General features: G+C 48.7%; 9 protein-coding genes. 5 read left to right on the forward strand and 4 right to left on the reverse strand.

Annotation, left to right across the window (positions count from 1 at the left end; translation table 11 throughout):
• Positions 1–82 precede the first annotated feature (82 nt).
• Genes L6468_RS07010 through L6468_RS07030 form a run of 5 tightly spaced genes read left to right on the forward strand, consistent with a single transcriptional unit; the run spans position 83 to position 7,476 of the window.
• Entirely contained in the window at positions 83–2,578 is a 2,496-nt protein-coding gene (locus tag L6468_RS07010; RefSeq protein WP_237796612.1) for an FtsK/SpoIIIE family DNA translocase, read from the forward strand.
• Between the two features lie 22 nt (positions 2,579–2,600).
• On the forward strand, positions 2,601–3,209 hold the full coding sequence (gene lolA1 / locus L6468_RS07015) for an outer membrane lipoprotein periplasmic chaperone LolA1 (protein WP_237796613.1): 609 nt from the start codon (positions 2,601–2,603) through the stop codon (positions 3,207–3,209).
• Position 3,210: 1 nt separating this feature from the next.
• Positions 3,211–4,695, forward strand: a complete 1,485-nt coding sequence (locus L6468_RS07020) for a DUF5687 family protein (protein WP_237796614.1) — start codon at positions 3,211–3,213, stop codon at positions 4,693–4,695.
• A gap of 32 nt (positions 4,696–4,727) precedes the next feature.
• Complete coding sequence (locus tag L6468_RS07025; protein ID WP_237796615.1) at positions 4,728–5,165, forward strand: T9SS type A sorting domain-containing protein; 438 nt, start codon at positions 4,728–4,730, stop codon at positions 5,163–5,165.
• 16 nt (positions 5,166–5,181) lie between these two features.
• Entirely contained in the window at positions 5,182–7,476 is a 2,295-nt protein-coding gene (locus L6468_RS07030) for a pectate lyase family protein (protein ID WP_237796616.1), read from the forward strand.
• Between the two features lie 85 nt (positions 7,477–7,561).
• Here L6468_RS07030 and L6468_RS07035 read toward each other — a convergent pair whose 3' ends face one another.
• From L6468_RS07035 to uvrB, 4 genes are all read right to left on the reverse strand, one after another.
• Positions 7,562–8,575 (reverse strand): GGGtGRT protein, encoded by a 1,014-nt coding sequence (locus tag L6468_RS07035; RefSeq protein WP_091818544.1) that lies wholly within the window; start codon positions 8,573–8,575, stop codon positions 7,562–7,564.
• Between the two features lie 14 nt (positions 8,576–8,589).
• Entirely contained in the window at positions 8,590–9,291 is a 702-nt protein-coding gene (locus L6468_RS07040; protein WP_027450376.1) for an iron-sulfur cluster assembly scaffold protein, read from the reverse strand.
• Positions 9,292–9,450: 159 nt separating this feature from the next.
• Positions 9,451–11,505, reverse strand: coding sequence for a molecular chaperone HtpG (gene htpG / locus L6468_RS07045; RefSeq protein WP_237796617.1), 2,055 nt, complete (start codon positions 11,503–11,505; stop codon positions 9,451–9,453).
• Between the two features lie 81 nt (positions 11,506–11,586).
• Positions 11,587–13,605, reverse strand: coding sequence for an excinuclease ABC subunit UvrB (gene uvrB / locus L6468_RS07050; protein ID WP_237796618.1), 2,019 nt, complete (start codon positions 13,603–13,605; stop codon positions 11,587–11,589).
• Between the last annotated feature and the right edge of the window lie 69 nt (positions 13,606–13,674).

Genomic DNA, 13,674 nt, shown 5'->3' on the forward strand with positions numbered 1-13,674 from the left:
ATACAAAATATTTCATAAATCTTATACTTTAATTCATATTTATTTTCTACCTTTGCAAAAGAATTAACGAATAATAAAGAAAATGTCACGGAATACAGACAAGAAAAAGACTAAAAGAAGTCAGAATAAAGCTAATACTACAACCTTGGGTGAAGCAACGGGCTTTTCAAAAATCTTGGATTTTACAAGGAGTGAGAAAGTACATTTCTTTCTCGGCATCATATTATTGGCCATCTCCATCTGTATGGCTTGGTCGTTTGTATCCTTTTTTACTACAGGAGCTTATGATCAGAGTATCATAGAGAACTTGCGTTCTGGTGATATGGAGAACCAGAACGAACTCTTCAAGAATGCCATCGGTAGCTTAGGTGCATGGATGTCGTATTACTTCATGAACAGATGTTTCGGTCTGGCTGCCTTCGGTATTCCCTTGTTCCTGGTGATGCTTTCACTTTCTTTAATGCGCGCCTATAGGGTATCATTGCTGAAATGGTTTTTCTGCATTGCCCTGCTGACGGTTTGGTCGTCGGTGGCTCTTGCTATGTTTGTAAATCCCATCGTCAACGAGTCGCATTTCTGTCTGGGTGGCGAACACGGCTTGTATATCGGTGATTTCATTTCGCGCTATGTTGGTTTGCCTGGATTGGTTGCCATCCTTGCCTTGGTGGCTTTGTGTTTCCTGGGCTATGTGAGCAATCAGACCATTATCTGGATTCGCAAGATTCTGAATCCCACGAAATTCCTGGAGAGGGTGAAGTTTACTGTGACGAATACTGCGAAGGAAGAAGACGGGGAACAGCCCAGTTCTTACGAGAACCTGATTCAGACAGAGGAAGACCCCGAGGTGTTTGACGACCCCAAGGCAGAAGAGATTGTGTTTGACCATCAGGAGCCTGCCTATAATGAGAAGCCTGTGGTCATCGATGATTCAGACATCAAGGAGCCTGCCGGCAATAGCAAGGGTCAGGATGATACCGATATGGATATTGTAGTGGCTGAGGATGTAGAGAAAGCCGACGGACAGAACGTGAACGAGACGGCATTTGAGAATATGGAGCCCTATGACCCCAAGCGCGACCTGGAGAATTATCATTATCCAACGCTCGACCTCCTGCAGACTTATGAAAGCGACGGAAAGCCCTATATCGATATGGATGAGCAGAATGCCAACAAGAACCGCATCATTGAGGTGCTGCGTAATTTCGGCATAGAGATTTCGTCTATCCGTGCTACCGTAGGTCCTACAATTACGTTGTACGAGATTACCCCTGCCCAGGGTGTGCGTATCGCTAAGATCCGTAACCTGGAGGATGATATCGCTTTGAGTCTGAAGGCTCTGGGTATCCGTATTATCGCACCTATCCCTGGCAAAGGTACTATCGGTATTGAGGTGCCCAATGCGAAAGCCAATATCGTGTCAATGGAATCCATCCTGAACTCCAAGAAATTCCAGGAGACCACGATGGAGTTGCCCTGTGCCATGGGTAAGACCATCACCAATGAGGTGTTTATGTTCGACCTGGCGAAGGCGCCTCACCTCCTGGTGGCAGGTGCTACCGGTCAGGGTAAGTCAGTAGGTCTGAATGCCATCCTCACCTCTTTATTATATAAGAAGCATCCGGCAGAGATGAAAATTGTGCTGGTGGACCCCAAGATGGTGGAGTTTTCTATCTATGCAAAGATAGCCAACCACTTCCTGGCAAAGGTTCCCGATGAAAACGCATCTCCCATCATCACGGATACGTCAAAGGTAATCCGCACGCTGCAGAGCCTCTGTGTAGAGATGGATGCCCGCTACGAGTTGCTGATGGCAGCAGGCGAGAGAAATATCAAGGACTACAACAAGAAGTTCATTGCCCGTAAGCTGAATCCTGAGAAGGGACATAAGTATATGCCGTATATCGTCGTGGTCATCGATGAGTTTGGTGACTTGATCATGACTGCCGGTAAGGAGATTGAGTTGCCTATCGCCCGTATCGCCCAGAAGGCACGTGCCGTAGGTATCCACATGATTATTGCTACCCAGCGTCCTACGACGAATATCATTACGGGTACTATCAAGGCCAACTTCCCTGCACGTATTGCCTTTAAGGTGAGTCAGGGTATCGACTCTAAGACCATCCTCGACCGTATGGGTGCCCAGCAGTTGATTGGCCGAGGTGATATGTTGTATCTGCAGGGCAACGATCCAGTGCGTGTGCAATGTGCGTTTGTTGACACCCCTGAGGTAGATAATATCAACCAGTTTATTGCTCAGCAGCAGGGCTATCTGGAGCCTTATGAGTTGCCAGAGCCTCCCGTTAGCGAGAGTGATGGTATGTCATCAGGCAGCAATGATGCCGACCTGAGTCATCTGGATCCGATGTTTGATGATGCCGCCCGTCTGATTGTTCACGAACAGAGCGGTTCTACCAGTCTGATTCAGCGTAAGTTCGCCATTGGCTATAACCGTGCCGGCCGATTGATGGACCAGTTGGAGAAAGCCGGTATCGTAGGTGCTGCTCATGGTTCCAAGCCGCGTGAGGTATTGATTCAGGATGATATGAGCCTCGAGAATCTATTGAGTTCTTTAAGATAAATAACTAAAAATTGTTCAGGATATGAAAAAGTATATATTAGCATTATCAATAGTATTCAGTCTTTTTACAGTTAGTAGCGTACAGGCACAGAGCGCCAAGGAGGTGCTTGATAAATGTGCGGCAAAGGTGAGTGCTCGCAATGGTGTTAAGGCTGATTTCTCAATGACAAGTGCGCAGTATGGCGATGCCAGTGGAAAGATTGCTGTCAAAGGAAAGATGTTTCATGCTACCACACCGATGGCTACAATGTGGTTTGACGGAAAGACACTCTGGACCTATATGTCAAAGACTGAAGAGGTCAATGTGGCAAATCCCTCAGAGTCGCAGCTTCAGGTTCTCAATCCCTATAACTTCGTGAATATGTATAAGAAGGGATTCAAGTACACCATGACCCAGACGGATAAGTCGTACAAGGTGCATCTCACGGCTACGGATCAGAGCCGTCGTGTCAGGGAGATGTTTATTACCGTAGACAAGAAGACGTATCATCCTACAGAGGTGAAACTGTTGCAGAAGCAGAAGTGGACCACTTTTGTGATTAGTAATCTGGTGACTTCAAAACTGCCTGATTCCGAGTTCCGTTTCAATTCCAAGGATTTCCCCTCTGCCGAGGTCATTGACCTGAGATAATATGAATCGCCTACGCCTTCTCCTGCTGCTGCGTAAGCAGAATAGTCTTGCCCTGCGTCGTAATCCGGCCTTCGACCAGAATGTTGTTGCCAAGGTCATGATGTATCTGGGCGCAGGTATAATGATTATCTACCTGATATTCCTGGGCACTATGTTGGCCATGCCGGCCAGCGAGGCACGTATGTTCACGATGGTCCTGGCCATGTCGCCCCTGTGGCTGGCTATCGATTTCGGTTCGCGTTTTGCCGTTCAGCAGACGCCTGCCATGATGGTGATGCCCTACCTGCTGCAACCCATGCCGTTTCACTCTGTGATTGAGACATTCCTGGTGAACACGCTTCTGGCTGGCTACAACTGGGTGTGGCTGGCGCTCTATCTGCCATACGCTTTCATCGTGCTTTGCGGCGGTGCCTCATTTGCAACAGCTCTGTTGATTATTCTTTGTGGCATCTTATTGACACTTGCCAATAGTCAGTTCTATCTCATCGTACGCACGTTGACAGCCCGTTCTATCCTGTGGTGGGTGCTGCCTATCCTGGTATATGGCGGTTTCTGGTTGCCGGTTGCTATCAATGAGAAGTGGATGGACAAACAGATAGATTTCCTCTGCGATTTCACTTCAACCTGGTATTTCTTCCTCTTCTGTGCCGTACTGCTCTCGGGTCTGTTCATGCTCAACCGTTGGATGCAGTTCCGTTATGTGCGTGAGGAGATTATGAAGTTGGACAAGAAGGAGGCTGCCATGAAGAAGGTCTATCAGTACACCTTCCTGGAGCGCTTCGGACAGACCGGTGAGTATCTGAAACTGGAACTCAAGTCTATCTTCCGTAATAAGGCTATCCGTTCACGTGTCATCATGAGTCTGGCGCTGATTATCGTCCTGACATTACTCATCTCTTATACATCTATCTATGATGGCAAGATGATGCTCAACTTCTGGTGCTTCTATTGCTTTGGCCTCTATGGTATGACCACGTTGGTGAAAATCATGGGACCGGAGGGAAACTATATCGACCTGCTGATGACCCACAAGGAGAATATCCTCTCCCTGCTCAAGGCAAAGTATTATTTCCATGTGGCTATCCTCATAGTGCCAATGCTGCTGATGTTACCGGCAGTCGTCGCAGGCAAATTCTCGATGCTGATGATGGTGGCCTATCTGTTGCTGTCCAGCGGATTACTTTATTTCACGTTGTTTCAGTTGGCTGTATACAACAAGCAGACGATTCCCCTGAACCAGAAAATCACGGGAAAGAATAATATAGAGAATGGTGTACAGATGATTATCCAGATGTTTGCCATGTTCTCACCCCTGGTGCTGGTGGCTGTCCTGGTGCTGCTGTTCAATGAGACCGCGGCCTACTTGGTGCTGGGAACCGTAGGACTGATACTGACCCTGGCTCATCCGTTATGGCTCCGTCATATCTATATCCGTTTGATGAAACGGAAATATGAGAATATGGAAGGTTTCCATGCCTCCCGATAAATAGACTCCAATAACTAACTGAATAAAAACAAATGAAAAAACTAAAACTATTTACTATGGCTTGTCTGCTGTCTGTTGCCTTCACGGCACAGGCCGGGAATGTGCAGACGTTGGTGATTAATGGTGAGAAGGTGGAGAAGGTGGTTGCCCGTATCACCTTCGAGGGCGATAATGTCGTTCTAACGTTTAGCGACCAGACCGCACAAACGGCTGATATGGAAAACGTCAAACTATCGTTCACGCCTGAAGACCTTACTGCTATCGGCACTATCAGGAATGCCGTCAACAAGACTTTCTCTATCGAGGGACTTGAACCTGGAACAGAGATCCTCATCTATAATGCTGATGGCAAACAGGTGCTCACAACGCATGCTTCCGAGGATTTGACCATTCTCAAGATGACATCCCTGAAGAAGGGTGTCTATCTGATGAAAGCCGGCAAGCAGGTCGTGAAATTCATCAAGCGCTAACCTAACAAGTATCAAGATGAAAAAATTCCTTCTTTCTGTATGTGCTCTTCTCTCAATGGTAGGAGCACAGGCCCAGGATGTTGTCACGCATGCCGTGGCACGGGATTTCAATGTGAATCAGGCGCAGATTATACAGACATCGGGCGACAAGAAATACTATAATACGACGGATGTGTCGGCTATAGACCTTGATCAGGCTACAGGATGCATCACCGTGAATTTGGGGACAGGGACAGATGTCTTTAATGGTTCCGTGTCGGGTATCGTCTTTACCAAGAAACTCTCGAATGCGCAAGGTGTTCAGATTATTGATGCACAAGGATGGCTGGAATCGGCTTTCGTGAAATTTGCCGATTATGCCGGCGCCACTACTTATCATGTCTATGTGAAGGGAGGAAAGTATGCTGATTTTACCCGTATTGATGACCAGCTCATCCGTAGTTACGGCACCTATAACCGTGCTGATGCCATGGGCCTGAAAGCTGGTGAGTATGCCTTGAAGGTGGTACCTGTTATTGATGATACGGAGGTAGAGGCTGGTGCTAATGTGGTTTCCGGACTTGTGGTCAGGAATTACAACCGTGATGGTTATGCGCATCATCAGGCAACGGCAGGTATCGGTGCCTACAATAATGATGGTACGCTGAAGTCTGATGCACGTGTGCTCTATGTCAGTAAGGCGAATGCCAAGACGGTAACCCTCGAGATGCAGGTCGGAAGTAATAAATATGAGACGCGTACCGGTATCCAGAGTATCATCCAGGCTTATGAAAAAGGTGTTGAGACGCGTCCGTTGGCCATCCGTATCATCGGTTTGCTGAAGATGGACGATATGCCTACGCTGGGTAGCAGCAGTATCGGTTTGCAGGTGAAAGGCAAGGGACAGAATATGAACCTCACTATTGAGGGCGTCGGTTCCGATGCTACTTTTCACGGCTTCGGTGTCCTGGTACGTGCCTGCAGATATGTGGAACTGCGAAATCTCGGCGTGATGATGCATGAAGAGGATGGCATCAGTTTTGATACGGATAATGAACATGTATGGGGACACAACCTTGACATTTTCTATGGCAGGAATCATGGTGGCGACAAGGCTAAGGGCGATGGCTCTTTCGATGTGAAGGGTACGTTCTATTGCACGGTTAGCGATAACCATTTCTGGGACAGCGGTAAGTGTAACCTCAACTCGAATGGTGATGAGGTGGATTACGTGACCTATCGCCATAACTGGTACGACCACTCCGACTCTCGTCATCCGCGTGTACGTAAGTCGAAACATCTGCATGTGTACAACAACTATTTCGATGGTAATGCGAAGTATGGCGTTGGTGCAACCACCGGCTCATGTATCTTTGTGGAGAAGAATTACTTCCGCAACTGCAAATATCCCATGCTGATTTCCAAACAGGGGTCTGACATCCATAATGGCGTTGGTTCGGCTGCTGATACGAAAGGCACATTCTCCAGTGAAGACGGTGGTATCATCAAGGCCTACGATAATTTTATGACCGGTCAGAAGAGTTTCGAGCCTTATGTGGCTGGGCATACAACTTACAGTAAGCATTTTGATGCCTATGTAGTGGAGAACCGTGGTGACCAGGTGCCTGCGGAAGTCGTTACCCTTCAGGGAGGTACGGGCTATAATAACTTTGACACCGATGCTGATTTCTATACCTATACGCCTACAGACACTCAGGATGTGCCTGCTGTTGTTACAGGTTGGTATGGTGCAGGCCGCTGTGAACATGGTGACTTCCAGTATACCTTTAATAATGCGACGGAGGATGCGAACTACGATGTCATCCTTGACCTCTCGAATAAACTCGAAGCCTATATCAGTTCGTTGGTGAAAATCTATGGTGACATGGGTGCTGTTACGGCCGACCCTGACCCCACACCCGATCCGACGCCCGATCCGGAACCTCAGGAAGGTAACATCATCTGTACTTTTGACGGGTCGCCTTCAAATTCGATGTTCACCGTCAGTTCTACCACCGCTTATGGCGATGGTAAGATAACCTATGACGGTACTTATCTGAAGAAAGGTGTTAAACTCGACAGTAAGGGCGCCATCTGCTTCACCCCTCAGAAGGATTACAACATGATCCTTGTCCTGGCTACGGCAAAGTCAGGACGTGACGTCAAACTCAACGACGTGAAGACCACCGTTAGTGGTACCGAGAATACTGCTGGTGCCTACTATGAGTTACAGCCCATCGCCCTGACATCTGGTACTACCTACACGATACTCAAGGGTAGTGCCGAGTCACTCGTGATGATGATTAAACTGGTGGAAGTTAATCATCAATAAGATTATCTGTAGGATAACGACGTATATAAAAAGACGGACGTGAAAACTATCACGTCCGTCTTTTTATATACAAGTAATGTAGGAATTACTTCTTGTTCAGGGCGAGGTCAATCTCTACTGCGATAGAAACGGTAGCACCTACCATGGGGTTGTTACCAATACCCAGGAAGCCCATCATCTCTACGTGTGCAGGAACAGAAGAAGAACCTGCAAACTGAGCGTCTGAGTGCATACGCCCCATAGTATCGGTCATACCGTAAGAAGCAGGACCTGCAGCCATGTTATCGGGGTGCAGAGTACGACCGGTACCACCGCCTGATGCTACAGAGAAGTAGGGCTTACCAGCGAGCACACGCTCCTTCTTATAGGTACCAGCAACGGGGTGCTGGAAGCGGGTGGGGTTGGTAGAGTTACCAGTAATTGATACGTCAACGTTCTCCTTCCACAGGATAGCAACACCCTCACGAACGTCGTCAGCACCGTAGCACTTTACCTTAGCGCGAGGACCGTCAGAATAAGGAACTTCCTTAACGACCTTCACCTCACCAGTGTAGTAGTCGAACTGAGTCTGTACGTATGTGAAACCGTTGATACGGCTGATGATCATAGCAGCGTCCTTACCAAGACCGTTCAGGATAACGCGGAGGGGCTTTTTACGCACCTTGTTAGCCTTCTCGGCAATCTTGATAGCACCCTCGGCAGCAGCGAATGACTCGTGACCAGCCAGGAATGCGAAGCACTCGGTCTCCTCGCGGAGCAGACGGGCAGCCAGGTTACCGTGACCCAGACCAACCTTACGGTCGTCAGCAACAGAACCGGGGATACAGAAGCTCTGCAGACCGATACCGATAGCCTCAGCAGCCTCGGCAGCGCTCTTTACGCCCTTCTTGATAGCGATGGCAGCACCGCAAACATATGCCCATTTAGCGTTCTCGAAGCAGATACGCTGGGTCTCTTCACACATCTGATAGGGATCAACGCCAGCCTTCTCGCAAATCTCGTTAGCCTCTTCAATGCTATTGATGCCGTTCTCCTTCAGAGCAGCCAGCACCTGGTTGATGCGACGCTCGTAGCTCTCGAATGATACTTTTCTAATCATAATTTCTGTCCTCCTTACTCTTTACGTGGGTCAATAGCCTTAACAATTCCCTGCTCAGCAGTTGTACGACCATAAGAACCTGTGAACTTCTTCACAGCCTCGTTGGCGTCCATGCCGTCCTTGATAGCTTCCATCATCTTGCCCAGGTGTACGTACTCGTAACCGCAAACCTGATTGTCCTTATCCAGGAACTGCTTGGTGATGTAACCCTCAGTGAGCTCCAGATAACGGGTACCCTTGGCAACGGTGCCATAGAGTGTACCAGTCTGTGAGCGCAGACCCTTACCCAGGTCTTCCAAACCAGCACCGATAACCAGACCGCCCTCAGAGAAAGCACTCTGTGTACGTCCGTAAACGATCTGCAGGAACAGCTCGCGCATAGCGGTGTTGATAGCGTCACAAACGAGGTCGGTGTTCAGAGCCTCGAGAATGGTCTTACCAGGCAGAATCTCAGAAGCCATAGCTGCAGAGTGAGTCATACCCGTGCAACCAATAGTCTCAACGAGAGCCTCCTGAATAACGCCGTCCTTTACGTTCAGGCTCAGTTTGCAGGCACCCTGCTGAGGAGCGCACCAGCCAATACCATGGGTATAGCCCGAAATGTCCTTGATCTCTTTGGCCTGAATCCACTTGCCCTCTTCGGGGATGGGAGCAGGACCGTGGTTGGGGCCTTTGGCCACAACGCACATGTTTTCAACTTCCTTAGAATAAATCATTGTTACCTATTTTAAAATAGTGAAATTAATTTCGTGGCTGCAAAGTTACGAATTTTCAATGAGAATACCTAAAAATGAGTAGAAAAAAATTGTTATGTAAAACAGAAAAGGGGCGGATTTATATCCGTCCCCTTGTTATGAAGTGTAATTTTGTAATCTCTACTTGATAAGTTCAACGCTACGCTGCAGGAACTTATCGAGTGCTTCGCCCTTAAGCATACCGTTCTGGAGCAGGGCCAGGTCGATGAGCTGATGGATGACGTCGTTCTTCTCAGCAAAGCCGCGAAGCACGCCTTCCTTCTTCTCTTTCTGTTCGTCGATAGCCTTCTGGGTATTGGCCTTGTCGTCCTTGATTTCCTGTGAAATTTCCTCAGGCTTCTTACCCTCTGTCTGCTGGTTCAGCGCAGCCAGACGGGCTTCCTGTCCCTTGATTTCACCCTCGATGGGCTTGAGCTCTTCACCCAGTTGGGCCTGAGCATCGCCAAGTACACGCTTAATCAGGGCGTGATCACTATTCAGCACGATGTTGAATGTGTCGGGCATCTGTCCGTAGAAGCCCATGCCACTCTGATAACGGCTCATCTCCTTCATACGGCGCATCCACTCGTTTTGTGTGATGACAACAGGACGCTGTTCGCTGCCCAGGGCGTTCACCTCAACGATAAACTCAGCCTTGTCGAGTTTAGGCATCTGAGTCTGGAACATGGCTGACAGATTGTCACGCTCTGTGTCACTCAGGTCTGTCTTGGACTTGTCTTCCTTCTGGATGAGGTGATCTACGGTGTCAGAGTCAACACGTGTGAAACGACTCTTTTCGAATTTCTGCTCCAAGGTCTGGATACAAGGAACGTCAAGCTGTCCGTCGAAGAGCAGCACAGAGTAGCCCTTGTCCTGGGCAGCCTTGATATAAGAGTACTGGTCGTCCTTTTTTGTAGCATAGAGGTAAACCAGATTGCCGTCCTTATCCTTCTGGGCAGCCTCGATGAGCGTCTTGTACTCGTCGAATGTGAAGTATTTACCCTCTGTATCCTTGAAGAGTGAGAAGTCCTTGGCACGATCATAGAAATTCTCCTCGGTCAGGATACCGTAGTTGATGAAGAGTTTCAGGTCGTCCCATTTCTCCTCATAGGCCTTGCGGTCCTCATTGAAGATAGCCTTCAGTCGGTCAGATACCTTCTTGGTGATATAGGTAGAGATCTTCTTGACCTCACGGTCGCTCTGGAGGTAAGAACGAGACACGTTCAGAGGAATGTCGGGTGAGTCGATAACACCATGAAGCAGGGTCAGGAACTCTGGTACGATACCCTCTACCTGATCGGTCACGAACACCTGATTGCAGTAGAGCTGAATCTTGTTCTTCTGCAGTTCCAGCGAGTTCTTGATGCGTGGGAAGTAAAGAATACCCGTAAGGTTAAATGGATAGTCCACGTTCAGGTGAATCCAGAACAGAGGTTCATCGTGCATGGGGTAGAGGGTACGGTAGAACGACTTGTAGTCCTCATCCTTCAGCGTAGAGGGAGTCTTCGTCCACAGCGGCTCTACATTATTAATAATGTTATCCTCGGCTGTCTCTACCTGTTTGCCGTCTTTCCACTCAGTCTTCTTACCAAAAGCCACGGGAACGGGCAGGAACTTGCAATACTTGTTCAGCAGTCCCTCAAGCTTGAACTTATCGAGGAATTCCTTGGAGTCATCATCGACATAGAGGATGATGTCAGAACCGTGAGCCTCGCGCTCAGCATCATCAATCTCATAGGCTGGCGAACCGTCGCAGCTCCATTTCACGGCCTTTGAACCCTCTTTCCATGACTTGGTGATAATCTCCACCTTCTTGGAAACCATGAATGAAGAGTAGAAACCCAGACCGAAGTGACCAATGATATTGTTGGCATTATCCTTATATTTCTCAAGGAAATCGGTTACGCCTGAGAAGGCTATCTGATTGATATACTTGTCAATCTCCTCCTCGGTCATGCCGATACCGTGGTCGCTGATGGTGATGGTTCCTTTTTCGGTATCCAGGCTGACGCGTACGGTCAGGTCATCCAGTTCACCAGTATATTCACCCTTCTCTTTGAGAGTCTTTAATTTCTGTGTGGCATCCACAGCGTTAGACACCATCTCACGAAGGAAAATCTCCTGATCGCTATAGAGAAACTTTTTGATGACGGGGAAAATGTTCTCGGTCGTAACCCCGATATTGCCTTTTTGCATATCTTTAATATTTTGAATTGTCCGATATGCCTAAAAGCAAAATCCGTGCCAAGATACAACCAAGGCACGGATTTCCTTGCGTTATTTCAGTTCTATTTCCTTCTGCAGACGGATAATCTCGTCGCGATACTGGGCCGCTTGCAGGAAGTCCAACTGCTTGGCTGCCTCCTTCATGCGTTTGGTTGTCTCGACAATGAGCTTCTCTATCTGCGGACGTGTCATCCGTTCTACGATAGGGTCTGCAGCCATGCTGGCAGGCTGGCTTGTCGTGGCAGTCAGCTTGAGTTCCTTGATATCCGGACGGTCGTCGCGCGACAGCGAACTCTTCAAGGACTTCTGCACCTGTTTTGGCGTGATATGATGTTCCTCGTTATAGCGCAACTGTTTCATACGGCGGCGGTTGGTCTCGTCGATCGTTTCCTGCATGGAGCGCGTGATGGTATCGGCATACATAATCACCCTGCCATTGATGTTTCGGGCTGCACGGCCGGCCGTCTGAACCAACGAACGGCGACTGCGAAGGAATCCTTCCTTGTCGGCATCGAGAATTGCCACCAACGACACCTCAGGCAGGTCCAGTCCTTCACGCAGCAGGTTGACACCCACCAGCACATCATATTCTCCCTGACGCAGTTTTTCCAGAATCTGCACACGGTCCAGTGTGGCCACATCACTATGGATATAGGCTGTGTTCACGCCGTGGTTCAACAGGAATTCCGACAGTTCCTCCGCCATGCGTTTTGTCAGCGTTGTTACCAGCACACGTTCCTGACGCTCTATACGGATGCGGATCTCCTCCAGCAAGTCGTCAATCTGATGCTCGCTGGGACGCACCTCAATCTCAGGGTCTAGAAGACCGGTAGGACGGATCACCTGTTCTACGACAACGCCTTCCGACTCTTCTAGCTCAAAGTCAGCAGGCGTAGCACTCACATATATCACCTGGTTGACCTCCTTCTGGAACTCGTCGAATGTCAGCGGACGGTTGTCGAACGCCGCAGGCAGACGGAAACCGTATTCCACCAAGTTCGTCTTGCGTGCACGGTCGCCACCATACATGGCCCCTATCTGGGGTACAGACACATGGCTCTCGTCAATGAAGAGCAGGAAGTCATCAGGGAAGAAATCCAGCAGGCAATATGGACGCTCGCCAGGCTGACGCCCATCAAAATAGCGTGAATAGTTCTCGATGCCGGAACAATGTCCCAGTTCCTTGATCATCTCCATGTCATATTCCACGCGTTCCTTGATGCGCTGTGCCTTGATTCCATCGCCCAGTTCCTCAAAGAAAGCCACCTGTTTGGTGAGGTCATCCTGAATATCATGTATGGCCTTGTTGGTTTGCTCCTGCGTAGTCATAAAGAGGTTGGCAGGGTATATCTTATACTCCGCATAGCGACCCATACGCAGCATGGTGACAGGTTCCAGTTCCTCGATCGTGTCAATTTCGTCATCCCAGAAATTGATGCGCAGGATCTTCTCGCTGTAGGCCATGTAGATATCTACGGTATCACCCTTCACACGGAAGTTTCCACGTTCCAGCGCCAGGTCGTTCCTGACGTAGAGAGACTGCACTAATTTTCTTAACAAAGCATTACGCTCGATGTTCTGCCCCTGGCGGATTTCTATCACGTTTTCTGACAAGGCGTTAGGGCTTCCCATGCCGTAGATGCATGAAACAGAAGATACAACGACCACATCTTTTCGTCCTGAAAGCAAACTGCTTACGGCCGAAAGGCGCAGGCGGTCTATCTCCTCGTTGATAGCCAGGTCCTTTTCGATATACGTATCGCTGGATGGCAGGTAAGCCTCCGGTTGGTAGTAGTCATAATAGCTGACATAATACTCAACGGCGTTGTCAGGGAAGAAGCCCCGCATCTCATCGTACAACTGGGCTGCAAGGGTCTTGTTGTGACTAAGAATCAGGGTAGGGCGGTTCACGTTGGCAATCACGTTTGCCATCGTAAATGTTTTTCCTGATCCGGTAACACCCAGCAATACCTGGGCCCGGTCACCGCGGTTTACACCGTCGGTCAGTTCTCGAATTGCCTCTGGCTGATCACCAGTAGGTTTGTATTTAGAAGTCAGTTTAAAGTCCATTTCAACCTGCAAAGTTACTAATTTTCTGTGAAATGTGTATAATCTGCGGTTAAAAAATATGTAAACGCT

Origin of the sequence: Prevotella communis, from assembly GCF_022024115.1 — a bacterium.
GTDB lineage: Bacteria > Bacteroidota > Bacteroidia > Bacteroidales > Bacteroidaceae > Prevotella > Prevotella communis.